The sequence below is a fragment of the Streptococcus mitis genome, assembly GCF_005844455.1.
Classification (GTDB): domain Bacteria; phylum Bacillota; class Bacilli; order Lactobacillales; family Streptococcaceae; genus Streptococcus; species Streptococcus mitis_BF.
Genome location: NZ_SPGF01000031.1, coordinates 1 through 24,193, shown reverse-complemented (window position 1 = coordinate 24,193; position 24,193 = coordinate 1). Strand labels below are relative to the sequence as shown.

The 24,193-nt window shown below is 31.0% G+C and carries 26 protein-coding genes and 4 pseudogenes; 29 read left to right on the top strand and 1 reads right to left on the bottom strand.

Translation table 11 applies throughout. The features are described 5' to 3' along the window. The first annotated feature begins 498 nt into the window (after positions 1-498). From FGQ53_RS07005 to FGQ53_RS06975, 7 genes and pseudogenes are all read left to right on the top strand, one after another. Positions 499-1,218, top strand: a pseudogene (locus FGQ53_RS07005) (replication initiator protein A). 163 nt (positions 1,219-1,381) lie between these two features. Then, positions 1,382-1,696 (top strand): hypothetical protein, encoded by a 315-nt coding sequence (locus FGQ53_RS07000; RefSeq protein WP_138337143.1) that lies wholly within the window; start codon positions 1,382-1,384, stop codon positions 1,694-1,696. 8 nt (positions 1,697-1,704) lie between these two features. Then, the gene (locus tag FGQ53_RS06995) at positions 1,705-2,328 is read left to right on the top strand and encodes an alpha/beta fold hydrolase (protein ID WP_138337140.1); all 624 of its coding nucleotides are present in this window, start codon (positions 1,705-1,707) and stop codon (positions 2,326-2,328) included. Positions 2,329-2,525: 197 nt separating this feature from the next. After that, on the top strand, positions 2,526-2,837 hold the full coding sequence (locus FGQ53_RS06990; protein ID WP_138337138.1) for a single-stranded DNA-binding protein: 312 nt from the start codon (positions 2,526-2,528) through the stop codon (positions 2,835-2,837). Position 2,838: 1 nt separating this feature from the next. Further along, positions 2,839-2,943, top strand: a pseudogene (locus FGQ53_RS06985) (Maff2 family mobile element protein); the annotation flags it as partial. A gap of 124 nt (positions 2,944-3,067) precedes the next feature. After that, complete coding sequence (locus FGQ53_RS06980) at positions 3,068-3,268, top strand: helix-turn-helix domain-containing protein (protein ID WP_053039589.1); 201 nt, start codon at positions 3,068-3,070, stop codon at positions 3,266-3,268. 22 nt (positions 3,269-3,290) lie between these two features. Beyond that, on the top strand, positions 3,291-3,569 hold the full coding sequence (locus tag FGQ53_RS06975) for a hypothetical protein (RefSeq protein ID WP_138337132.1): 279 nt from the start codon (positions 3,291-3,293) through the stop codon (positions 3,567-3,569). Positions 3,570-4,393: 824 nt separating this feature from the next. Here the strand turns inward: FGQ53_RS06975 and FGQ53_RS06965 are convergent. Beyond that, positions 4,394-5,386, bottom strand: a complete 993-nt coding sequence (locus FGQ53_RS06965) for a helix-turn-helix domain-containing protein (protein WP_138337126.1) — start codon at positions 5,384-5,386, stop codon at positions 4,394-4,396. A gap of 159 nt (positions 5,387-5,545) precedes the next feature. Between FGQ53_RS06965 and FGQ53_RS06960 the strand changes: the two genes are divergently transcribed. The 22 genes and pseudogenes from FGQ53_RS06960 to FGQ53_RS06850 form a co-directional block, all read left to right on the top strand. Beyond that, positions 5,546-7,300: an ABC transporter ATP-binding protein gene (locus FGQ53_RS06960; RefSeq protein ID WP_138337123.1), complete on the top strand. Its 1,755-nt coding sequence runs from the start codon at positions 5,546-5,548 to the stop codon at positions 7,298-7,300. Continuing rightward, positions 7,284-9,005, top strand: a complete 1,722-nt coding sequence (locus FGQ53_RS06955) for an ABC transporter ATP-binding protein (protein WP_138337120.1) — start codon at positions 7,284-7,286, stop codon at positions 9,003-9,005. Before FGQ53_RS06960 ends, FGQ53_RS06955 begins: the two co-directional genes overlap by 17 nt. A 10-nt stretch (positions 9,006-9,015) precedes the next feature. Next, the gene (locus FGQ53_RS06950) at positions 9,016-9,597 is read left to right on the top strand and encodes an MptD family putative ECF transporter S component (RefSeq protein ID WP_138337117.1); all 582 of its coding nucleotides are present in this window, start codon (positions 9,016-9,018) and stop codon (positions 9,595-9,597) included. Further along, positions 9,597-10,286 (top strand): energy-coupling factor transporter transmembrane component T, encoded by a 690-nt coding sequence (locus FGQ53_RS06945; protein ID WP_138337115.1) that lies wholly within the window; start codon positions 9,597-9,599, stop codon positions 10,284-10,286. The genes FGQ53_RS06950 and FGQ53_RS06945 overlap by 1 nt, the downstream gene beginning before the upstream one ends. Further along, positions 10,280-11,644 carry an ABC transporter ATP-binding protein gene (locus tag FGQ53_RS06940; RefSeq protein ID WP_138337112.1) on the top strand — a complete coding sequence of 455 codons (1,365 nt, stop codon included), beginning with the start codon at positions 10,280-10,282 and terminating at the stop codon, positions 11,642-11,644. The genes FGQ53_RS06945 and FGQ53_RS06940 overlap by 7 nt, the downstream gene beginning before the upstream one ends. A 567-nt stretch (positions 11,645-12,211) precedes the next feature. Beyond that, a complete protein-coding gene (locus FGQ53_RS06935) occupies positions 12,212-12,685 on the top strand; it encodes a homing endonuclease associated repeat-containing protein (protein ID WP_319946270.1) in 474 nt (157 codons plus the stop codon). Positions 12,686-12,722: 37 nt separating this feature from the next. Beyond that, the gene (locus FGQ53_RS12205) at positions 12,723-13,001 is read left to right on the top strand and encodes an HNH endonuclease (RefSeq protein ID WP_138337146.1); all 279 of its coding nucleotides are present in this window, start codon (positions 12,723-12,725) and stop codon (positions 12,999-13,001) included. Positions 13,002-13,651: 650 nt separating this feature from the next. After that, on the top strand, positions 13,652-13,825 hold the full coding sequence (locus FGQ53_RS06925) for a hypothetical protein (RefSeq protein WP_000159607.1): 174 nt from the start codon (positions 13,652-13,654) through the stop codon (positions 13,823-13,825). After that, positions 13,822-14,586 (top strand): replication initiator protein A, encoded by a 765-nt coding sequence (locus FGQ53_RS06920; protein WP_138337107.1) that lies wholly within the window; start codon positions 13,822-13,824, stop codon positions 14,584-14,586. Before FGQ53_RS06925 ends, FGQ53_RS06920 begins: the two co-directional genes overlap by 4 nt. Before the next feature lie 99 nt (positions 14,587-14,685). Then, positions 14,686-16,044, top strand: coding sequence for a DNA (cytosine-5-)-methyltransferase (gene dcm / locus FGQ53_RS06915; RefSeq protein ID WP_138337104.1), 1,359 nt, complete (start codon positions 14,686-14,688; stop codon positions 16,042-16,044). Further along, on the top strand, positions 16,028-16,477 hold the full coding sequence (locus FGQ53_RS06910) for a hypothetical protein (protein WP_138337101.1): 450 nt from the start codon (positions 16,028-16,030) through the stop codon (positions 16,475-16,477). Before dcm ends, FGQ53_RS06910 begins: the two co-directional genes overlap by 17 nt. Then, positions 16,470-16,850 carry an arsenate reductase family protein gene (locus FGQ53_RS06905; RefSeq protein ID WP_000566546.1) on the top strand — a complete coding sequence of 127 codons (381 nt, stop codon included), beginning with the start codon at positions 16,470-16,472 and terminating at the stop codon, positions 16,848-16,850. The genes FGQ53_RS06910 and FGQ53_RS06905 overlap by 8 nt, the downstream gene beginning before the upstream one ends. Positions 16,851-16,862: 12 nt before the next feature. Beyond that, positions 16,863-17,096, top strand: coding sequence for a hypothetical protein (locus FGQ53_RS06900; RefSeq protein WP_000840776.1), 234 nt, complete (start codon positions 16,863-16,865; stop codon positions 17,094-17,096). 2 nt (positions 17,097-17,098) lie between these two features. After that, the gene (locus tag FGQ53_RS06895; protein WP_138337098.1) at positions 17,099-17,686 is read left to right on the top strand and encodes a CPBP family intramembrane glutamic endopeptidase; all 588 of its coding nucleotides are present in this window, start codon (positions 17,099-17,101) and stop codon (positions 17,684-17,686) included. Between the two features lie 502 nt (positions 17,687-18,188). Beyond that, entirely contained in the window at positions 18,189-20,186 is a 1,998-nt protein-coding gene (locus FGQ53_RS06890; protein WP_138337096.1) for an ATP-binding cassette domain-containing protein, read from the top strand. A gap of 4 nt (positions 20,187-20,190) precedes the next feature. Beyond that, positions 20,191-20,577, top strand: a complete 387-nt coding sequence (locus FGQ53_RS06885; protein WP_138337093.1) for a hypothetical protein — start codon at positions 20,191-20,193, stop codon at positions 20,575-20,577. Positions 20,578-20,581: 4 nt separating this feature from the next. Beyond that, entirely contained in the window at positions 20,582-21,421 is an 840-nt protein-coding gene (locus FGQ53_RS06880) for an ABC transporter ATP-binding protein (protein WP_138337090.1), read from the top strand. A gap of 659 nt (positions 21,422-22,080) precedes the next feature. Continuing rightward, positions 22,081-22,476, top strand: a complete 396-nt coding sequence (locus tag FGQ53_RS06870; protein ID WP_138337085.1) for a thioredoxin family protein — start codon at positions 22,081-22,083, stop codon at positions 22,474-22,476. Positions 22,477-22,585: 109 nt separating this feature from the next. After that, positions 22,586-22,951, top strand: a complete 366-nt coding sequence (locus tag FGQ53_RS06865; protein WP_138337082.1) for a thioredoxin family protein — start codon at positions 22,586-22,588, stop codon at positions 22,949-22,951. 168 nt (positions 22,952-23,119) lie between these two features. Beyond that, positions 23,120-23,401: pseudogene (locus FGQ53_RS06860) on the top strand (ATP-binding cassette domain-containing protein); the annotation flags it as partial. 111 nt (positions 23,402-23,512) lie between these two features. Continuing rightward, a pseudogene (locus FGQ53_RS06855) lies at positions 23,513-24,048 on the top strand (transposase family protein); the annotation flags it as partial. A 40-nt stretch (positions 24,049-24,088) separates the two neighbouring features. After that, the coding region (locus tag FGQ53_RS06850; RefSeq protein WP_212744422.1) for an IS630 transposase-related protein at positions 24,089-24,193 on the top strand (105 nt) is incomplete at its 3' end.

Genomic DNA, 24,193 nt, shown 5'->3' with positions numbered 1-24,193 from the left:
TCGTTTATGAAAGCGCAGATTTTTCTTATCTTTGAGAGCTTTTGTGAGAATGTTTTTGTCATTGGTAGTAAATGTTGCTTGTGTCATATATCTATTATACGTCAACTTTTGATTTTTGTTAAGTGTAAACATAGAAATCCTGCATTTTAAGCAGTTTTATAAGCATTTTATCTTTAATAAAGATGAAGAAGGATACGTCAAAAAGACTCAAAAAAACTATATGGACGTAAGAGTAGTTTTGCAACTGGTATGAGGAGACACAAAGAAAAATATAATAAGATAAAACCCAATTTATACTTTCTACAAGAGTAGCTTAAATAAGGCTGCTCTTTTTTATTTTAAAGAAAGGAGGTAGGAATGAATTTTGATTATTTTTATAGTAGATTGAATCTGGAACAGTACGTTATAACTGTTAAAATATTTCTAGAAATTAATTTTACTTTCCTAATCGATTTGTTCACATCTTGTTTCAATCTACTATATAATAGGCAATCTGAGATGTATAACTTCATTAGGTTACCTATGGTATTAATGGAAGATGAAATTTTTGAGAGCATTTCTATTGAAGCTAAAGTTTTGTACTCATATATGCTTAATCGAATGGGTCTTTCATATAAAAATGGCTGGATAGATGAAGACGGAAAAGTTTTTATTTATTACACAATTGAAAGTATAAAAGATCAATTTAATTGTGCAAGTGAAAAAGCAAATAAATTAATAGCTGAGCTTGATATTAAATCAGGGATAGGACTTATTGAAAAGAAAAGAAAAGACAAGGACTTGGAAAGCATAATAGAATTTATGTTAAAGACTTTATGAGCATATTTAATAATATGGAATTAAAAAATCAAGAAGTTCGAAAAACAAAATTCAAGAGATTCGAATATCGAAAGTCAAGATTTTCGAAAATCGGAAGGTAACTATAACAATATTAGTAATAATGAGTTAAGAAAGAATGATTTTAATAAGGGGCAAAAACCTTATGGAATATATAAAAATATATTTTTGACTGATGAAGAATATAAGGACTTAACGAATGAGTTAGGAAGTAGAATTAATGAATACATTGATAGATTGTCGTCATATATGAAAGCAAATAACAGAGTTTATCAAGATCACAAGGCAACGATAATTAATTGGTATCTTAATGATCAGGCGAAAAATATTAATGAAAATTCAACAAGAAAAATTAATTACGATATAGGAGAGAGTTTATGAAAAACTTAAAAGATTTTGTATTAAGAGAAAATGATATTGAAAGAAATGGACATATAGAAATATTTTTGCTATAATACTACTATATAACCAATGGACTAAGAATAGAAAATGAAAAAACATGCATAATAATATATGCAATTTGATTGCTTTTAAGGAGATTATTATGAAAAGTTTAAAGTGGTATACCATGGCTGCATGTATTTGGATATTTATATTTCCTATAACAGGAATAACTGGGTGGGCTTTTATGATTAGTGGTCCACTTGTTATAGTTGCAAGTATTGTGAAATTTGTGTTCCAATTATTTAGTATAGACCTATATTGGTTAACTAAATCTAGCTTGGGTTTAGGAGTTTTACCAGACCTAATTATTTCTTTAATTGTTGGACTTTTACTAACTATTATTGGGATATGGTTATGGAGAATTACTAAGAGATTATATCAATGGTTAGTCTTAATAAAGCCTGAGAATTGTTAAATTTAATTATGAAGAATATTTTAATTCATGGGTTGGGTCAAGATGATAAAAGTTGGGATAAAGTAAAAGAGTATTTGAGAGAATACAATTATAATATTGTTTGCCCTAATCTATTTGATCTATTAAAAAATGATAGTTATGAATATAATAATCTTTATGATTTTTTTGAAAAACGAATAAACAATTGTAATGACAAGGTAAACTTATGCGGTCTTTCTTTAGGTGGGATACTTGCTTTAGACTATGCAAAAAATCACCCTGAGAAAGTAAATTCTCTAATTTTAATAGGAGTACCATATAGGATACCCAAATTGATTTTTAGCATTCAAACATTTATTTTTAAACTTATGCCACAATCTAATTTTGAAAAATTAGGTATAACAAAGAATGAATTCATAAATCTGCTTAAATCAATGAAGGATTTAATGATAAATGATGAATTAGAACAGTTGAATTGTAGAACGTTATTACTTTGTGGAAAAGAAGATAAGCTCAACATTAAGAGTAGTAAACTTTTTAATGAGAAGATTAAAAATAGCAAATTCGAGATAATAAAAAATTCTGGACATGAAATAAATATTGATAATCCTAAAGACTTAGGACAGATAATATCAGAATTTTGGACTGTGTAAATAGAATAATTAAAGGTAGCCTAGGCGATAGAAATTAAAAACTTTATCGTCTTTTTTTATACTCAAAATTAGGAGGTTAAAATGGTAAGGATAAGAAGTCCCACTTAAAACAATTCAATATATAAAACATTTAGCGATTGAATTATAGGTTCAGTCGTTTTTTTAATTGAAATTTATAGATTAAGGAGAAGAAATTAATGGATAGAGAAATGATAAATATTAATGCAAATTTAGTTAAGGAAGCTAAGTTTTCAGAATTTGAAAAAGATGGAGAAAGTGTTCAAGTAGCAAATTTTGCTCTTGTTAAAAAATATGGAAAGGGCAAAGAATATACAAATTGCTCAGTATATGGAGAAAAGGTAGAAATTTCAAAAGAATTTGAAAAAGGAGATCTAATCCATGTCTTTGGATATTTCAAAGAAAACAAAAAAGGAGATAAGGTCTACAAGAACTTTATAGTTAAATCACTAAACAAAATAGAAAATAAGAAAGAAAACGAGGAGGAATAATATGGAATTTTTTACAGCTGGAGTTGGAGTTTTAAAGACACTTGTAACTGCAATTGGTGCAGGTTTAGGGGCATGGGGAGTTATTAACTTAATGGAAGGTTATGGCAAAATAAGGACGGAATAACACAACAAATTCTCTAAAATAAAACGCTAAATCAATGTAAGATTGAATGACATCAATATTTATGCTATAATTAAACAAATCTAATGGATAGAAAAAGAGGGATATTATGGCACTTAACTATAAACCATTATGGATACAACTAGCAAAAAAAGGATTAAAGAAAACAGATGTAATAGCTATGGCAGGACTAACAACAAATGTTATGGCACAAATGGGCAAAGACAAACCAATTACATTTAAGAATTTAGAAAGAATATGTAAGGCTCTATCTTGCACTCCTAATGATATTATTAGGAGTGCAAGATGATTTTAGTGACGAGGAATAGAAAATGAGTTTAAGGACAGAAGATCAAGTTAGGAATTATGCAAAAGTAGTATTAGGCTTTGATGAAAGTGAAGATAATGTAAATCAAGGTACTAGTCAAATAACTACCTTTAATCAATTAGTCTTTAAGGGATATTCAGACAAGCCAGATGGTTGGTATTTACCAAAAAATATGAACGATGTAGCAATAATTCTTGAAACAAAATCAGAAGGAAGAGATATTAGCAAACAAATTTTTATTAATGAGCTAATGAAGAATATAGATATAATTTCAAGCAAATAGAAAAAAAGAAAATATATTTTTACCATTATTAGATGATGAAACACCAGATTGGAATTTCATGGAAGAAGCAATGAAAAGGCTTGAAACCAGAGAGAGTACAAGCAATTTTACAAGCTATTTAAACAATGCAAAATTAAATAAGATTGATACTTCAAAATGGAAAGAGTTCGATGTAATGAATTTATAGTAGATTGAAATAAGATGTGACCAAATTGATTAGGAAAGTCAAATTAATGTATAGAAATATTTTAGCAACTATGGCGTACTATTCTAGATTCAATATACTATATTTTTCACCGAAGACAGTGAAAAATAAGGTTATGATTTACGATATAAAAAATTATGGAATTACACCTGTATATGCATCAGAAAGCTCCTATAAAAGCAATATAGGCTATATTTATGATGAGCCAAAGTTCTATGTCAATGATGAGCATCAATGTATGTTATTTTTGGTGATCATACTAAATCGATGAGGATTATAGAAACTAATTTTTCTGTTACTGATAATGTTAAAGTTTTATCTCCAAAAATTAAGTCAAAAAATAGTTTGCTTTCGTTATGACATCATGGTTAGCTAATATACCAGACTTAGGATAATCAAGACATTGGAGCATTGCAAAGAAAACCAAAATAAAATTACCAGTTAAAAGTGACAATACTCCAGACTGGGATTACATGGAAAGATATATAGAAAACGTAAAATCAAAATGTAATGGAGAAATTTATAATATTTGAAACAAGAATGATTAGAATATATATTGCCCCCTTAAATCCGGACACGGAAATGAGGGGGTATTTTAATGAAAAAAGTAAAATTTAGTTTAATCACAACAATCACAATTTAAATTGTAATGGTCGCAAGCTAAATTACGGACTTCATTAGGAAGTTTTCCCTTGTATCTTTTGTAATAAATGGAAAATTTGCTATGGGATGAATATCCAACAGATTCAGCGATTTCCTTTATAGGTAGTTTGGTATTTAAGAGTAGAGTTTCAGCCACATTCATTCTTTTTCTTTGAGTGTATTCTGTAATGCTTTGACCATATTTTTCTTTGAATAGATTTTTTAATTTTGTTCCACTCATTTTAGATATTTTTTCAAGGGTTTCCTGATTTACATTCATGGCGAAATGATCGTCCAAGAATCTTGCTACATCTTCAAGGGCTTTATCATCATCAATTTCAATTTTATATTTTTTTCTATTTAAGTAGGTGTCTATTAATATACTAACCCATTCATTTGCCTTGGCTTTAAAGAAAAAATCAGCGGCTGGAGCGTCCATCTTACAATTTAAAATTTCCATTGCTACTTTTTCTAAGGACTTTGTAAGAATTATTTGATTCGGTTGAAGTAAAGTAGAATAAAATGATTCTGTATCTATATTTATAGCTGCTAGATGCTTTTCTAAGAGCTCTTTTTTAAAGCCAATGGAAACAGCTAAATAATAACAGTTTTCATGTAATAAAAAAACAAAGTCATCTTTTATATTGTCAAAATCAAGTGTACATAATGAGTTCGCGGTAAGTGCTTGATATGGATTAAATTTTTCACCGTTTGCACTGACTATGTAGCTTGTGTATATTGACACATAATCAGCCATACTATAGGTACTATTTTTAACTACTTCTTCACTTATATAAAAATCAAGTATATCAATAATGAAGCCATCTCCTTCATAAAACCAATACAGGCCTTCCGCATAAGTTGAATTATCTTTACTCCAACAAAATGTATGCCCTGCACTTGAATATTTTCTATTGTTTTTACATTCATCTACTTTCATATAATCTTTTACAAATTCATAATATGTCATAATACACCTATCCCTTTTAGACAATATCCCTAATAGACTTAGTTAGCCATGGCTATTGCATAATTAATTATAGCTGATGTATAATAAAAAATCAAGGATAATATTTGCTAGCAAAGAAAATTTTATCTAAAAGGAATAACAAAGAAAGGAGATATGATTATGAAGATTTATAAAAAACTATTTGCTTATGTGGAAGATAAAAAATATCTGGGCTTTTTAGCTATAGTTTTTTCTGCTATATCTGCTGTGCTTACAGTATATGGATTTTATTTAATATACAAATTTCTAGATAATTTAATAATTAATTCAGATTTATCTGGTGCAGAGAGCTTAGCGTTAAAATCTGTCATCACACTAACAAGTGGAGCGATATTTTATGCTGTTTCAGGAACATGTTCTCACATCTTGGGATTCAGGCTTGAAACAAATTTAAGAAAAAGGGGGATTGACGGCTTAGAGAAAGCCGGCTTTAGATTTTTTGACTTAAATCCTTCCGGTCAAATAAGAAAGATTATAGATGACAATGCCGCACAAACTCATCAGGTTGTAGCTCACATGATACCCGATAGCTCTCAGGCAATAGTTACACCCATACTTGTCCTTGTACTAGGCTTTATAGTAAGTATAAGAGTTGGCATAACTTTGCTTGCTCTTACTATAATCGGCGGCTTAATTTTAGGGGCAATGATGGGCAAGCAAAAATTTATGCAAATATACCAAGAAGCCCTATCTAGACTAAGTGCTGAAACTGTTGAATACGTTAGAGGAATGCAAGTTGTAAAAATATTTAGAGCAAATGTCGAGTCCTTTAAAAGTTTTTACAAGGCGATAAAAGATTACTCGAAGTATGCTTATGATTATTCACTATCTTGTAAAAATCCTTATGTTTTGTACCAATGGTTGTTTTTGGGTTTGATTGCAATTTTAATTATTCCTATAGCTTATTCTATGACTAGCTTAGGCAGTGCCAAGATGATTTTACTTGAGCTTATAATGAGTTTATTTTTGTCAGGAGTTCTTTTTGTTTCATTTATGAGAATGATGTGGTACTCCATGTACATTTCTCAAGGCAATTATGCAGTAGATACTTTAGAGGCACTTTACGAAGATATGCAAAAAGATAAATTAGTGCATGGCAATGTAAATGATTTTAAAAACTACAATATTGAGTTTGACAATGTAAGCTTTGCTTATAACGATAAAGCCGTCATTAAAAATTTATCTTTTAAATTAGAAGAAGGAAAGTCATATGCACTAGTAGGTTCATCTGGATCAGGTAAATCAACAGTAGCAAAACTTATATCAGGTTTTTACAATGTAAATGATGGAAGCATAAAGATAGGCGGCATACCTATAAATGAATATTCTGACGAAGCCTTAATTAAAGCCATTTCATTTGTTTTTCAAGATTCGAAATTATTCAAAAGAAGTATTTATGACAATGTTGCCTTGGCTAATAAAGAAGCGACGAGAGATGATGTAATGGGAGCCTTAAAATTAGCAGGATGCGATCTGATATTAGACAAATTCCCAGAAAGAGAAAATACTATCATAGGCTCAAAAGGAGTTTATTTATCTGGCGGAGAAAAACAAAGAATTGCAATTGCAAGAGCAATTTTAAAGGATTCCAAAATTATAATTATGGATGAAGCATCGGCGTCTATTGACCCAGATAACGAGTTTGAATTGCAAAAAGCTTTCAAGAATCTTATGAAGGATAAAACAGTTATCATGATTGCTCACAGGTTATCTACAATTAAAGACCTTGATGAAATTATTGTAATGGACAGCGGAAAAATTATAGAAAGAGGTTCCGACAAAGAATTAATGTCAAAAGATACAAGCTATAAGAGACTGCAAGAGCTATTTAACAGTGCGAATGAATGGAGGGTTTCAAATGAAGGAGTTTTATAAAAAAAGATTTGCTCTTACAGATAAAGGAGCAAGAAATTTAAGTAAAGCAACACTGGCTTCATTTTTTGTTTATTGTATAAACATGCTTCCTGCCATACTACTAATGATTTTTGCTCAAGAAGTTTTGGAAAATATTGACAAAAGCAAGGGATTTTATATAGCATTCTCAGTTTTGACTTTGATAGCAATGTATATTTTGCTTTCTATCGAATACGATAAATTATACAGCACAACATATCAAGAAAGTGCGGATTTAAGAACAAGAACAGCAGAAAATTTATCAAAACTGCCTTTATCATACTTTTCTAAGCATGACATATCAGATTTAGCGCAAACAATCATGGCTGACATTGCAGGTATAGAACACGCGATGAGCCACGCAATACCAAAAGTTGGCGGTATGGCGCTCTTTTTCCCACTAATATCCATCATGATGCTAGTGGGCAATGTCAAGATGGGTTTAGCTGTAATTATTCCAACGATATTAAGCTTTATATTTATACCACTATCTAAAAAATATCAGGTTAAAGAACATAAAAAATATTATGACGTTCTAAGAGAAAACTCAGAAAGCTTTCAAGAAAATATCGAGATGCAAATGGAGATTAAAGCCTATGGCTTATCAGAGGAAATGAAAGATAAGCTATATGAAAAAATGGATAAAAGTGAAAAAGTGCACTTAAAGACTGAGATAGGACTTATTTTAACTATGTCTATATCTTCAATATTTAGCTTTATCTCTCTAGCGGTTGTAATATTTGTTGGCGTAAATCTAATTATTAATAAAGAGATAAGCCCTCTCTACCTTGTAGGATATTTACTAGCGGCTATGAAGATAAAAGACTCTCTAGACGCATCTAAAGAGGGCATGATGGAGATATTTTATTTAACACCAAAGATTGAAAGATTAAAAGAAATTCAAAATCAAGAATTACAAGAGGGCGAAGACTATAATTTGAAAAAATTTGATATTGATCTAAAAAATGTTGAATTTGCTTATAATAAAGACGCAAGAGTATTAAATGGCGTAAGCTTTAAAGCAAAGCAAGGAGAGGTAACTGCTCTAGTAGGAGCAAGCGGCTGCGGTAAAACAACTATCTTGAAACTTATATCAAGACTTTATGATTACGACGAGGGACAAATCTTAATAGATGGCAAAGATATAAAAGAAATATCAACTGAATCACTTTTTGACAAGGTGTCTATAGTCTTCCAAGATGTTGTTCTCTTTAATCAAAGCGTCATGGAAAATATTAGACTTGGTAAGCAAGATGCAAGCGATGAAGAAGTTAAAATAGCAGCAAAACTTGCAAACTGCACAGATTTTATAGAAAAAATGGAGAAGGGTTTCGATACAGTTATCGGTGAAAATGGTGCAGAGCTATCAGGCGGAGAAAGACAAAGGTTATCAATAGCCAGAGCCTTCTTAAAAGATGCACCTATATTGATCTTAGATGAGATAGCAGCAAGCCTAGATGTTGACAACGAGAAAAAAATTCAAGAGTCTTTAAATGATTTAATTAAAGATAAAACAGTTGTCATAATTTCACACAGAATGAAATCTATAGAAAATGCAGACAAGATAGTAGTTCTTGAAAATGGAAGAGTAGAAAGTGAAGGCAAACATGAAGAGCTTTTACAAAAATCGAAAGTTTACAAGAATTTAATAGAAAAAACAAAAATGGCGGAAGAATTTATTTATTAGGAGGACTAAAATGGATACTAAAAAATTAAAGGTAAAAGATTTAGTAAGCATCGGTGTTTTTGCTGTAATTTATTTTGTCTTGATGTTTGGTGTCGGCATGATGGGCATAATCCCAATATTGTTTTTAATATACCCAACAGTTTTGGGCATAATTGCAGGAACTGTTCTTATGTTATTTATGGCTAAAGTTCAAAAACCATGGGCACTATTTATATTAGGCATGATATCACCACTCGTGATGTTTGCTATGGGACATACTTATGTATTGCCAGTATTTTCATTAATAGTAATGATAGTAGCAGAATTAATTAGAAAGATTGGTAATTATAATTCATTTAAATACAATATGCTTTCTTATGCAGTATTTAGCACATGGATTTGTGGATCATTAATGCAAATGCTTTTAGCAAAAGAAAAATATATTGAATTATCTATGATGATGGGAAAAGATTATGTTGATGCATTGGAAAATCTAATAACTTATCCTCACATGGCTTTAGTAGCCTTAGGTGCTTTTATAGGTGGAATAGTTGGAGCATATATAGGCAAGGCTCTATTGAAAAAACACTTTGAAAAAGCAGGTATTGTATAATGCCTAACTTTTCTTCGAATTCTTCCTTTAATATCAACCCAATAAGTAAGTTATTAGTCGTATTTCTTACAGGCTTAACTGTTGTGCATAGCTTAAACATATGTTTCGAGTTAGGGATATTTTGCCTTATTGGTATTTTATTTTATTTAAATGGATACAAAAAAACACTTTTTAAATGGATAATTTTATGCACAATTTTATATGCTTTGCCTAATTTTATGGTGCTATCTAATATAAATCCAATACTTAAGATGTTTTTAAGTCTATTTATTATCTTTAGAATGTTTTTGTTGCCATTTATGGCGGCAAGCTTTATGACAAAGACCTCTGATGTAGGTGCAATAATGTCATCGATGGATAAACTTAAAATTTCAAAAAATCTTTCAATACCAATTGCAGTTATGTTTAGGTTTTTCCCATCTTTTAAAGAGGAGAAGAAAAATATTAAAATGGCTATGAGAGTAAGAGGTATAAATTTTAAAAATCCAATCAAATATCTTGAATACGTTTCAGTGCCACTACTAATTATATCTTCAAACATTGCAGATGACATTGCAAAAGCGGCAGAAACAAAGGCAATAGAAAATCCAATTGCCAAGACTAGATATGTCCGTGTAAAAATACGGCTAATTGACTTTGTCTATGTTTTAGTGGTTGCTGGACTTATTGTGGGAGGCTTAATATGGTAGAAATTAAAAATTTAAGCCTTGATTACGGCGAAGAACATATAATAGACGATTTATCACTATCCATAGCCGAGGGCGAGTGTGTGCTATTTACAGGCAAAAGCGGGAGTGGTAAGTCATCTTTAATAAACTCTATCAATGGCTTAGCTGTAAGATATGATAACGCAAGGATCAAGGGTTCAATAATTATTGATGGCAAAAATATAAAAGATTTGGAGCTTTATCAAATCTCTATGCTTGTCTCAACTGTTTTTCAAAATCCTAAGACTTATTTCTTTAATGTTAATACGACATTAGAGCTACTATTTTATTTAGAAAATATAGGACTTGCAAGAGAAGAGATGGATAGGCGTTTGAATGACATGCTAGAAATTTTCCCTATAAAAAATCTTTTGAATAGAAATATATTTAACCTATCCGGTGGAGAAAAACAAATACTTTGCATTGCTGCTTCTTATATAGCAGGCACAAAGATTATAGTTATGGATGAGCCATCATCAAATTTGGATATTAAAAGCATAGATGTTTTGACAAGGATGTTAAAAATCCTAAAAGAAAAAGGGATAAGCATAATTGTAGCTGAGCATAGGATTTATTATTTGATGGATATAGTTGATCGTATCTTTTTAATAGATAAAGGAAAGCTTCAAAAAACGTATACTAGAAGTGAATTTTTAAAGCTAGATACAAGAAAGTTAAATGCCTTAGCTTTAAGGGATAAGAAGCTAACTAAGTTGGAAGTTCCTTATTTAAAAGAGGGTGGAGAGTATCAGATAAAGAGTCTTAGTTATAAGTTCACTGACGATAAATATTTAAGTTTAAAAAATATTTCTTTTAAGCTTGGGAAAGTTTATGGGATAATAGGTTCCAATGGACGAGGCAAGTCAACGCTTTTAAGATGTTTAATTGGTCTTGAGAAAAAATCAAAAGAAGAAATTTATTTTAATGGAGAGAAACTTTCTAAAAAAGAAAGACTTAAAAACTCTTCACTTGTAATGCAAGATGTAAATCATCAATTATTTACAGATGAAGTATTCAAAGAGCTTAGCCTAGGAGTAAATAATTTTGATGAAGAAAAGGCAAAAAGTATATTAAAAGATTTAGGCTTAGACGAATTGATTGAAAGGCATCCAATGAGTTTATCAGGAGGACAAAAGCAAAGACTTGCTATAGCATCTCTTATGTGCAAGGATTCTACATTTGTCTATTTCGACGAACCTACAAGTGGTATGGATTATGCCAATATGGAAAAAATATCAAAACTAATCAAAAAATATAGAAATAAGGATAAGATAATTTTTATAGTTTCCCATGACATTGAGTTTTTGAATGAAGTCAGCGATGAGATTTTTGAAATATAAAAGATAGATGCTAATTCAAGTTTATGGGAGAAGATAATACTTTAAGAATTTAAAATACATTAAAGAGGATATTTTTCATTTTAGAGGACTTATGACATAGAGCATGAGTCCTCATTTATGTCCATTTAAGTGAGTTGACGAAAGAAAGAGAGAAAAAAATATGCTTTTCAGGTTGAGGGATTTAGATTTAGCTTTAATAACCGAGAAACATTCTTAAAGTATAACGGGGATAATTTATGTATATTTTAAATAAGGAAGCATTCATGGAGGATTATATTCTATCATATATAAGCTGAGAAGCAAAACTTAAATAGCCATAGAGATAGGACTGATTATTAGTTAAAATTGGTGGGATACCATTCATACATATATTCCCACATACGAGGTTTTTGAGGAATTTCAAATTTTATTTATACTGATCAGTCAAGCCATGTGGAGACGGTGGTATTGCTGTCAAGGGAGTGAGATAAAATGAAATTTGAACTAAATGAATGGAAAAAAGAACTAACTGACGAAGAAATACTATCTGATATACAGGAAACTGCCAAGGTACTTGGGAAATAATACATCTCGATTTCCACATATAAATCGCATGGTAAATACTCTCAAACGGCAATTCAATCTCATTTCGGTACTTGGAAAAAGGCTTTATTGGAAGCAGGACTTCGAAGTGAAAGAACGCCAGCTGAATTGAAAATAATTCCTGATGAAGAGTATTATCGTGACTTGAGGAGGGTTGCAAAAATCCTTAATTTGCAGACGGTCCCATATGTTGAGTACAAAAAACTTGGGAAATACTCAGCCGAACATATCTTTAAAAGATTTGGAAAATGGAGTACAGTGCTTGAGAATGCCGGACTTAAACCAATGGGTTTTAATAAAGGTAAAATATCCGAGCAAGAGTGTTTTGATGAAATAGAACGAATGTGGCGATTATTGGGTCGGCAACCAACTACAACGGATATTATTAAAAGGGGTATTTACCTATATTCCATAGATACCTTCAAAAGAAGATTTGGAGGATGGCGTAGAGCACTTTAAGCTTTTGTTGAATACATTAATTCAACCGACACTGAATATGAGTCGTCGACCGTTCATGCTTATAATAAAAGTAGTGTTATTCCTAATAAAGTTGTGCAATCCCAAGAATCTTCGGTTTCAACAACATCTTGTAGGCACTATACACCTAGAAACATTAATACACGGTTACGCTTTAAAGTTCTTACAAGAGATAATTTCAAATGTTGTGCTTCATGTAGACCATATTATCCCTTGGTCAAAAGGGGGAGAGACTGTGCTTGGGAATTTACAAACACTATGCTCAAAGTGTAATCTCGGGAAAAGTGATCTTTTATAAAGGCTGATACGATTCTATACATCATAATAGTGTGGATTAGCTTCCGAGAATGAATTGAGGCAAACGAGGCGAAAAGTGGATAAGTTCAGATGAAAACGGCTGGTGTGAATATCAATGAACATTGAATGGGGATGAGGATCTAGGATGGATGTTTGTGATTATAAATGAAGCGATTAAACGTACTACCGTCCTAAAAAGGCATAGACTAATTAATGACAACGTGTAGATATTCAACTGGTTATCTTGATGTCAAGGGGGAAGAACAAAACAGTGTAGAAAAGGCTTGAAATCAAGGGATTTCGAGGAGTGGATTCTGTTTGCACAGATGATGGATTGTGTATTTGAGATTGACACATAATGGTTTTTCACCTACGACATTTTCTTTGTCGACTTCCATCCTGCAACGAGCGTTAAGACTAAGTTCTTGATGCATAGTTACTCTTAAATAATAGGCATATACCAATTATAATTCGGAATACTATAGTATCAGCCTTTTAGAATCGTGAACACATTTTAGAAACTGATAAATTAATTTAGTTTCCTACCAAAAACCCTACCAAAAATTAATTTGGCAGGGTTTTTCTTTTTAATAAAATTATTTTGGAGAACAGTTGAATATTGTTCTCCTTTTTTTATTTTCAGGAGGGAAAATGACAAAAGAATTACAATCATCACGCTATATTGTCATTTCATTTTTAGTACGTGAAATGGGAATTGATATTGTTGAAGCCATCTCTCTTATGGCTGAATTAGAAAAAAGTGGCTTGGTTCGATTGGAATCAAGTGGGGATTTAATACTCAAAGAACTTGGAGGAGCGCTATGAAACGAATTACCGCAAATCAATACCAAACATCAGAACGGTATTATAAATTACCTAAAATTCTTTTTGAGGATGAGAAATATATGGATATGAAATTAGAAGTAAAGGTGGCTTATTCTATTTTAAAAGATCGTTTAGAATTATCTCTTAGTCGTGGTTGGATAGATGAAGAAGGGGCGGTTTATTTAGTATTTTCTAATTCTAAACTGATGAGGCTGTTAGGTTGTTCGAAGTCAAAACTACTATCAATCAAAAAAACTCTTAAAGAATATGACTTAATTGATGAAGTTCAACAGTCTTCAAGTGAGAAAGGAAGACTAGCTAATAAGATTTATTTAGGGGAGTTGTCTTCTACCCCAGTAGGTAATTCAAACAGGCCTAGTGTTAAAAAAAGACTAGGGCAGGTTGAAAATGAAACGACCCCCGTCTCACATTCAGCCCCTAGTGAGACTGAAGTTAGTGAGACTGAATCTTTATTTATTGAGGATGAGGAAGAAAGGAATGCTCAACCTATTTTGAGAAGAAAAGTAGAAAAGGTCACAAAATATGATAGAGATTATATTTGGGGATTGGTACAAGATCAATTTAGACGAGAGGGTTTTTCTGAAACAGCCAGTGAAATTGCTATGACTGATTTTGAGAGAATCTATCAGTATGCTCTAGATAATGTTCACTTTGTTAGACGTGCGGAAGTTTTAGCTGAATTTGTGTTTAATGGCTTGTATTCCGTTTGGAATAACCGTGTTAGAAAAGGAGGTGGTTAAAATGTCGCCAATCGAGTGGATATTAGTTATGCTTATTGTCATTTCAAGTGGAGTGACAGTTCTGACAATGATAGTCGATAAGAAAGGGGTGATCAATAAATGAAATTTATTGATTTATTTTCAGGTATCGGTGGTTTTCGACTAGGAATGGAAAGTGTCGGACACGAGTGTATTGGATTTTGTGAGATTGATAAATTTGCTAGAGAATCTTATAAGTCCATTTTTCAAACAGAAGGAGAAATAGAATTTCATGACATACGAGATGTTTCAGATGACGAATTTAAAAAACTTAGAGGGAAAGTCGATGTCATCTGTGGGGGATTCCCTTGTCAAGCATTTTCAATCGCAGGAAGACGATTGGGATTTGAAGATACTAGAGGCACTTTATTCTTTGAAATTGCTCGGGCGGCCAAACAAATCCAACCACGTTTTCTTTTTCTTGAAAATGTTAAAGGCCTACTCAATCACGATAAGGGACGGACGTTCACCACAATCCTTACCACGCTTGATGAATTGGGGTTTGATGTTGAGTGGCAGGTGCTTAACAGTAAGGATTTTGGCGTTCCCCAAAACAGAGAGAGGGTGTTTATTATCGGACATTCTAGAAAGAGAGGTACCAGGCTCTTATTTCCTTTCAGACGAGAAGGTCAAGCAACTAACTCTGAGACTTTAAAAATATTAGGGAATTTGAATCCATCAAAAAGTGGAATGAGTGGTAAAGTCTATTATTCAGAAGGTCTTGCACCAACTTTAGTTCGTGGAAAAGGAGAAGGATTTAAGGTTGCGATTCCTTGTGTGACACCAGATAGATTAGACAAAAGACAAAATGGTAGACGCTTTAAGGAAAACCAAGAGCCGATGTTTACTTTAAATACTCAGGATCGTCATGGTATTGTTGTTGTTGGAGATTTACCGACTAGCTTTAAGGAGACAGGTCGTGTCTATGGAAGTGAGGGCTTATCTCCAACACTGACTACGATGCAAGGTGGAGATAAAATCCCCAAAATACTAATTCCAGAACCAATCCAATTTCTAAAAGTACGGGAAGCAACTAAAAAAGGATATGCTCAAGCAGAAATAGGAGATTCAATCAATTTGGAAAGACCAAGTTCTCAGTATCGTCGTGGTAGAGTTGGAAAAGGTATAGCGAATACGTTAACAACTAGTGGTCAAATGGGAGTAGTAGTGGCTAGCTATGAAGGAGAAGATAAGCAAGTTTATCATGTAGCCGGTGTCTTGATAGATGGACAATTTTACCGTCTGAGGATACGACGAATCACTCCTAAAGAGTGTTTTCGCTTGCAGGGTTTTCCTGATTGGGCTTTTGAAGCTGCTAGAAAAGTCTCTAGTAATAGTCAGCTCTATAAACAAGCTGGTAATAGTGTAACCGTTCCTGTGATTGCCGCAATCGCAAAGAAATTAAAAGAAATCGAGGAAAAAGATGAAAGCTTTAAATAAAGAGTCAATACTAGATTGTGATGAATTAGAAACAGAATTACATGATGCAGAAATCAGACAGCTGGATGAACAAATATTTTTGATGCCCAATTATCCATGTGAGTTTGAGGTGACATTTTTAGATGATTACCATAAAAAACACAACTATCCCCTATTTTACGAATCCTATCTTCAAAACATTATGGAATTCCTTGAAAGTCAGGATATAAAGAACGGAGCTGATGCCTTTGTAGATAATCATCAGAATCTTGTTTTTGTTTTATATGGACAAGGCTATCGTGCCGAGGGAAAAGAGGGAATACTTACAACCCAAGTAACTGTAAAAGCTTATGATGAAGACAAGAAACCGATTAACTTCGCAAATTTATTAGATTCCTTAATCGTCTCAGAATATCAAATGGAACCGAATCTTTGGGAGGTCTCCCATGATTGATCTCTATCTAAGTAAAAATAGCCAAAGAAATCAACTTCTTTTAGACTTCTTCCAAAACTATGGCATCGAGGTATCTTGTCATTCTGTTTCTGAAATGACAAAGGACAAATTAATTGAGATGATGAGCTATTCTTCAGATTGTTTTGAATTTTTATCTCCAAATTTATTACGATTTAAGAATCGAGATAACCTCAGATTAACAGATTTCATCGAAATGATATTAAAAAATCCTGAACTAACCATCAGACTTCCTCTTGCGGTTTCAAATAAGCGAGTTTATCCAAATCTGAATCTGGAAGAGGCTAGAGCTTTATTGCCAAGAGATACGAAACAATTAATTTACATGGCACAAACACATTATTTATCTAACTAAAGGAGAAGCAATATGGCTGAACGATTTTGGGAGAACTTGTCCATTATTTTGGCTGAAAGAAATATCAGCTGGATTGAGTTAACCAGAAAAATGTTTGCGGGAGAGTTTCACTATCCAAGTGAATTGAATCGTTTGTACCAAAAGATTCGGCACTACAAGATGGAACAACGAATGCCTCAAAGTCCATGGGTAGAAAGGATTGTGCAAGTATTAGATTTAGATTATGAAGATTTATTTCGGAGGTAACTATGAAAAGAATAATTCCAGTTTATATATTCCAACAAGTAAATGTCCTATTGGTATCCCTATACTTATTGAAATTTTTTTGTATCGGTGAGATAACTATACTACAGATTCTCTATGGTGCGTCACTCATTTCATTTTTATGGATGTATGGCCAACGTAAACAAGCGCATAAGGTCAGTATGAAATCTAGGATGAAATGGCTTGGTATTGGATTAGCTAGCCTACTGATTATAAGTCTATGTTTTAGCCTAATCCATGCTCAAGGAAGCACGAATCAAGCAAACTTAATTGGGCTTCAACATCAAGTTCCTTGGTTTTCATTTTTATTGTTTTTAATCAATGCGAGTATGGTTGAAGAATTTCTGTATCGAGAAATTTTATGGAACTTGGTCAGAAAATTAGACATCAGAATTGCCTTGACAAGTGTTTTGTTCGCCTTAGCTCATCATCCAGGAACCATTCTAGCTTGGTGTTTGTATGTTTCATTGGGAATGTTTTTAGGGATGGTACGCTATAAATCGGACTTATGGGGCAGTATGGGGCTACATTTAGTTTGGAACCTACTAGTTTATAGTTTGCTACTTGTTTAAAATAGGTGGCCTGATTTATTGGTAACTTTGAGAAGTTACTAAAGAATATAAAAGCTTGACATTTCTTAAAAAAAAGAGTACAATACAGGCAAAGAATGGAAGCGGTTACTTCGTGGTGGAATGAGAGTTTTAATTTATTAAATTGTTTATAGGATTCTATCACAAATACTAATATTAAATAAGGAGCAAAATCATGAAAAAACTTTCAAAAAAACAAGCAGGCATTGTAAAAGCTGGTTGGATTTGTATTGGCTGGGGATTTATCTGCTGGGGATAAGTCTTATATCGTTGCTATAATTTAATTATTATTTTATATTGGATTAAAGTTCAGGCAGAATGTTTGTAGTTTGGATTTTTATCTTTTACTTGAATGTATATTTTGTCTGAATCATGTTTTCGTAGATAACTATACAGTTTTTAAGTTTTTGTGATGAATCCTAACAATGGGAAGACTGTAGCAGTCTTCCCATTGTTTTTTATTAACTATGTTGGAGGTCTATGTATGGTAAAATACTATCATAATATCCAAGATTTAACATCAGATTGTGGTATAGCGGTTATTAAGTCACTCTTACAATATTATAAAAGATATAGTGATAATTATTTTGAGACTATAATATCTAAAAAGGATATTAATCAAGGCTTATCCATGTTAGATATTGAAGAAATTCTTGCGGAGTTTGGAATAATTGGAAGTTGTTATGAAGTCAATGAGTTTGATGCTTTAACTTTTAATAATCCTACTATACTAGTTACTGATAATAATGGTGAAAATCACTATGTACTAGTTTATGAATTAGTTAACAATGAGGCTATACTTTCTAATCCTTTAAATACAACTATAGTAAAAATATATAAAAGTAAACTAAAAGATAATTTTAAAGGGTATGCATTTTTGGTTGAAAATATTGAAGAATATAAGAAACCAAAAGAAGTATTACAAAAGGATATGCTTTATATAAAAGATTGGAAAGTTAGGCTAAACTTATTTTATTTATCAACTTGCTTATGGATAATTCCAATTGAAATTATTTTTTCGATGCAATATCTATTAATATACAAACTAAGATTAATAAAACTTTGGCAAGTTATAGCAGTTGCTATATTTGAAGTTTTTCTAATGGGAATTTATTTAAAATGTAAAATAGAGTATGAAGAAATTTTATCAGATTATTCTTCTAAAAATCAAGAAAGACTTTCTCTTTCTTTTCTTGAAGAGATTGATAATTTAAATACTAGAGAAGAAAATATATACAATAGATTGATAAAGTTTTGGAATAATTTTAATGCTTCAGATTTGGAAATAAAAAAATTTTTATCGGTTGTTGAGTTGATATATACGTGTTTGCTATTTTGTATAACCTATATTTTTAGTAAAGAGTTAATGTTACTTTCTTTAATACTAATTCTTGGTTATATCTTTATTTTTAAGAAGGGAGTTCAAAATAGAAAAAATCAAAATAAAACATTTTTTAATAGCATGGGAGAGCTTTCTATTTTTGTAGAAGAATCAATACATAACAAATTAGACAGAAGGTTATTTTCTAATAAAAAGGAAGTAAATACTCACTTGGAATCAATACTTAACAATATAAAGTATCATAATAATATTTTGAAAAAATCTAGAATTAAAATACTTTCATTATATGATGTTGTTATGTATTTTAATTTACTATTAATTTTTGTTTATGTAATGTTCATGTATTATTATCAAATTAATTTCAAAATAGGAAATATATTTGTTAGTTTTGTTGTTATTTATCTAGCATATAGTTTAGGTAAACCAGTGATACAAAAATTATTAGATTTAGAAAGGTATTCTATTTTAGGTACGGAAAGATTCTTAAATTCTGTTAATAACAACAATAGAGAAGATTTTCATATATCAAAACTTATACTTTCCAATGTTTCGGTAAGATATGAACAAGATTCTATAAAAGTATTGAATGGGCTATCTAAGGAGTTTAATTATTCTAGTATAAATCTAATAAAAGGGAATAATGGATCTGGTAAAACAACACTTTTACAAGTTATTATGGGAGAATTATCAATAGACGAAGGTGAAATCTCTTACTTTGACTCAAATAACCAGAGGATACTTTATTCTAGTGACGAATTACAAAATAGAATTAGTTGCTATATGTCAACTCAGTACTTAAACTATGCTTCTATTGGTAAAAACATCAGCTATAATATATATAATGAAACTGATAAGTCTATAAATAATATTTTTGAATTGGATTTAGAGAAAGTAATTTTCTATAATGGAATGAATTTATCTCAGGGTGAACGTCAAAAAGTTTTGCTATCTAGAGCATTAAACAAAAAGGCAGATATTTATATTTTTGATGAGCCTACTTCTAACTTGGATGAACACGCAAAAAGTCTTCTAATTAAAACAATTGTAGAATTAAAAAAACACGCAATAATATTTATTGTTACACATGACGGTCAATTTGATGAAATATCTGATACTATTATTAATTTAAGCGAGGAATAACAAGATGAAGAAAAAATATGTTTTTATTACCATAATTGTAATGACAGTAGCCTTGATACTTTATTGTATTTACCAATCAAAAGGAGTTCGAATAGGATTTATTAATGATGACTTACCAACTTTAACGTCAGGTTCATACCAGCAAGGAGAAAATTTAGATTTGAAAGCTGGGACATATGCTTTATATGCCAAATCTGGTCAAGGTGAAGTTCAGATAGATGATAAGATTTATACGCTAAATGATGAGTTGTACATAGAAGCAAAAAAACAACCAATGAATACTCAGAACGCGGTTATTTATGAGGAATCTCCTAAGATTTTAATAGAATCGAGAACGAAAATATCTGTTAAAAGTGATAAGGAGTTTTCGGTATCATTTATTAGGAGGTAGTATCATGAAGATTTCGAATTTGAGAAAAATTTATGGTAAGCAGATTATTTTAAATAATATATCAGTTGAAGCTTCCAAAGGCCAAATTATAGGATTAGTAGGTAATAATGGATCGGGTAAGACAACTTTATTGAAGTGCATATCAAATCTAATTGTGGATTATCAAGGAGAGATTGAATTAGATGGGAAATTAGCATTTTCAATAGAAAGCCCAACATTTTATGATGATTTAACAGTTTTCTCTAATCTTAAATTGTTCAGTGAATTGGCGGGAAGCAAAAAAGTTAATATTGAAGAGGTATTAAAGCAAGTAAAATTAAAAGATGCTAAGAACAAAAAATTTAAGCAACTATCGCTAGGTATGAAGCAGAAATTAAGTATTGCTCGAATACTACTTGATAATGCCGATATAATTCTACTGGATGAACCGTTTAACGGTTTGGATATTCTAACGAAGGAACAACTGAAAGAACTTATGATAATGCTTCGTTCAAAAGGGAAGCTATTAATTGTATCGAGTCATATACTAGAGGAATTAGGAGAAATTTCTGATGTAATCTGGTATTTGAGAGAGGGAAATATCCAAAGTATTATTAATCTCCATGATGATAATAGAGTTTATAAAATCGTGGTTTCTAAAAATTCTGTTGTACGAAAGATGCTTCAAGAAAATTATCATGCACGTTGGTGTTTTGATAAAGACCAAAATTCTATTTTTAAAATTGAAATATTAAAAAAAGATATTTATACTACACTAAAATCACTTATTAATGACAATATATTAGTTATAGAATTCACTGATGTTACTACAGACATTAGAGAGTTAATGGTAGAGGAGGGGTGACTGTGAAAAAGTTTATAAAATCAGAGTATGTAAAGATTAGCCATCAAAAACTCTTCCTAACTACTTTAATGATTTATATCTGTTTTACAATATTTTTAGTAACACATATAAGTGAAGATTCCATTATTTCGCAATACAAATTTTTTTCGACGATCACAATATCATTTTTGACTCTATATCAATTATTATCAATAGGAGAATGGCATGATAAAAAAATTATCAGATATTATCTTGAGTGTATATCAAATCGATACAAATTAATAGAATATGAATATCTAAAATATATTGGAATGTATATAATTTTAAATTTAATTTTTATAATACCCGAATCCTATTATATAAATATAATAGTTCAGAAAATAGTGGTTTACTTTATGATTTTTTGTTTATATATTGCCATAAACATGAACCTTTTAATTTATTTTGAAAAAACGGGAGTTGTAGTTGTTTTATCGCTGTTATTATTATGGATATTACCTAATTTTGTTAATGTATTATTAGTTAATTCTAGTATATACCAACTTCAGATATTTTATTATTTATCTCCCGATTCATTTTCTGGTCTCAAATCCATTATAACGATTATATTCGTTTTCTTGTATACGATACTAGCAATTCTGTTCTCAGTTTTTCAATTCATTAGAAAGGAATATTAAGCTATGAAAGGAAGAGCAGTGAGAGGTGTTTCAGCTATTGTAATAATATCTTTAATTGGTTTTATTTTATTTATTCACCAGACAAGTTTAAAACCCTCTTTCTCTGTACTAAAGGATAATAGTCTATCTAATCTTAGAACTGATGATATACTTTACTACGGAAGTTCTAGTTGTGAAGTATGTCAAGAGTTTGATAAAGTGTTAAAAGACTTTCAAGATGAAACTAGAAGTAAAATATATTATTGGGATGCAACTGATTTAACAATTGTAAGAAAAGCTGCAGATATTAAAGTTTATAATACACCAACAATAATTATTAAAAGGAATAATAAAGTAAAAATCCTTCAAGGTTACCATAGTAAGAATGAATTAAAACAATTTATGAAAGGAGAGGAATGATGAAAAAGTATATTGCTATAGTGGTTTTAATAATCAGTCTAGTAGCAAATGTTTTTTTCTTTTTTATAAATTGAAACCTCAGCAACAAGAATACGCTAGAGAAACTGCTATGTATTCGAAATTAGATAGTTTACTTGTTGATAACTTTATTGATAGATATCAAAACGGAGACAAATTGGTTGTCTACGTAGGCAGACCGAGTTGTGGGGACTGTAGTAAATTTGAGGAGGTATTTGATCAGATAATTGAAAAATATAAGTTAAGGAAACAGTTATATTATGTTAATGTAGAAGAAATTCATAAAAATAAAAATGAGTGGGAAAATTTTAAACAAAAATTTAAAATAAAAGGTACCCCAACGTTTGCTATATATGAAAATAAGAAGTTAGTAGCTAAATTAGATTTTGAAGAAAATAATGGCTTTACTCCTTATGAGTTAGAAAAATGGATTACTTCCAATCTAAGTGACGAATAAATATATTTTTTGACCGATTAGCTTTCATATTTGATGACGAAAAGATTAGGTAGGCATAAAGCAAATTATATTTATTCTTATGGCTATATTTTAATTCAAATAATAATATGAATTTGTTATTTACTATCGTAAATGTAATTATAAAGAAAAAGATAAGTTAAAAAAGATGTATTAGCAAGAGTTGGTCTAACTCATATTCATCTGGAACAAAAGATATATGAATTGTCTGGCGGTGAAGCACAACGTGTTGCTTTAGCGAAAATCATTCTTAAAAATCCACCATTAATACTTGCGGATGAGTTGACTGCATCGCTCGATCCTACGACTTCACAAGGAATTATGAAATTATTATTAGATATGAAAAATGAAAATCGTCTAATCATCATTGCAACTCATAATCCCGATATTTGGAATCAAGCAGATGAAGTTATAAATTTAAATCAATTATAGTTACAGTCAATAGATATCTTCTATATTTTAAAGTTATTTTATCTGAATCCGTAAAAGCAGTTCAATCTTGTACTAGACTTCCTGCGAAACAAAATATGGTACAATAGTTCTATGAATTATGAATCAAGTAAACCATTAACTGATGCACGATTTAAGCGCCTTGTTGGTGTTCAGCGCACTACTTTTGAAGAGATGTTAGCTGTGTTAAAAACAGCTTATCAACATAAACACGCAAAAGGTGGACGAACTCCCAAGTTAAGCTTAGAAGATCTCCTCATGGCTACTCTTCAATACATGCGAGAATACCGCACTTATGAACAAATTGCGGCTGATTTTGGCATTCACGAAAGCAACTTAATCCGTCGGAGTCAATGGGTTGAAGCAACTCTTATTCAAAGTGGTTTTACGATTTCAAAAACTCATCTTAGTGCTGAGGATACGGTGATTGTGGATGCAACAGAGGTAAAAATCAATCGTCCTAAAAAAATCAACTAGCCAATTATTCTGGTAAAAAGAAATATCATGCTATGAAGGCTCAAGCGATTGTCACAAGCCAAGGGAGAATTGTTTCTTTGGATATCGCTGTGAACTATTGCCACGATATGAAGTTGTTCAAAATGAGTCGCAGAAATATCGGACAAGCTGGTATAGTTGATTAGTTTTAAACAAGCATGTTATAATAAAGCTATGGCATATAGTACAGATTTTAAACAAGGAGCATTAGATTACATCAAAGAAGGACACAGCCATGTCGAGGCAGCTAAAGTTTTTGATGTTGGCGTCAGAACTCTC